Origin of the sequence: Pseudoalteromonas sp. SR45-5 (assembly GCF_014163565.1) — a bacterium.
GTDB classification, from domain to species: Bacteria; Pseudomonadota; Gammaproteobacteria; order Enterobacterales; family Alteromonadaceae; genus Pseudoalteromonas; species Pseudoalteromonas distincta.
The window spans coordinates 1-877 of record NZ_JACJDN010000987.1 but is presented as its reverse complement, the minus strand read 5'-3'; the positions used below and the strand labels follow the sequence as shown (position 1 = coordinate 877).

The window sequence follows — 877 nt, the reverse complement described above, 5'->3', positions numbered from 1 at the left end:
TTCAAACTTAGCCTTCTCGTGGATTGCTTTAGTTGGCCCTGACCTAAGGCTGTATGCCTTTGCTATTGTTATTGATGGCTTTACGCAAGCGTGGTCGTTGGTCGCTATGGTGGCCTTTATATCGATGTTATGCGATAGAGCATTTAGTGCAACGCACTATGCATTACTGGCGTCATTAGGGAATTTAGGACGAACATTGCTTTCAAGCTACAGTGGTGTAGTAATTGATGATTGGTTAATGGGAAATTGGTCGCTGTTCTTTATTTTAACAGCCTTAATGGTTTTACCTTCGTTGATATTTTTATATCTGATTAGGTATAAGTTGTATGAGCTTGAGAAGAATTACCACAAAAACATTTAATGCATCCCTGCATTAACATATTGCTTAGCACTATCAAGTGCCCCTTAAAGTGTACTAAGCAATTATTGAGTTAATCTACTTTTAGCAAGCTAAGTGCTTCATGTGGATCAACTTCTAGAGCTGTACAATAGCGAACAAACTCAATGACATCTAAACGGCGTTCTTGATTTTCAATCTTGCCGATAAATGAATGAGGCGTTCCAAGCACTTGTGCTAGGCTTCGCATTGTATGACCCTTTTCATGGCGCTTAGTTTTAAGCCACTTTGTTAGCTTTGCATTTTCTTCAGAAGAAACTGTTTTGCCCATCATTTTACATCTCCTACTAGATGATTTGACGTACCCATTAAAGCAGTAGTTTCCATCAATAGCCGTAGGCAGGTAAGCAGTCATACTTTCAATAGCAAGCTATTGCTTAATAAAGCATGTGTTGCTACCCACTCCACCAACACAGCTAAAAACTACGCTAATAATATGGTAAAGATTTGTTTTTATTGAGAATGAAATTTTGCCCGTCT

General features: G+C 38.5%; 1 protein-coding gene and 1 pseudogene. One reads left to right on the top strand and one right to left on the bottom strand.

The annotated features are described in order from the left end of the window. Nucleotides 1–361 (top strand): annotated as a pseudogene (locus H5072_RS20550) (MFS transporter); the annotation flags it as partial. Between the two features lie 70 nt (nt 362–431). Here H5072_RS20550 and H5072_RS20545 read toward each other — a convergent pair. Then, on the bottom strand, nt 432–671 hold the full coding sequence (locus tag H5072_RS20545; protein ID WP_002958908.1) for a helix-turn-helix domain-containing protein: 240 nt from the start codon (nt 669–671) through the stop codon (nt 432–434). Nucleotides 672–877 lie beyond the last annotated feature (206 nt).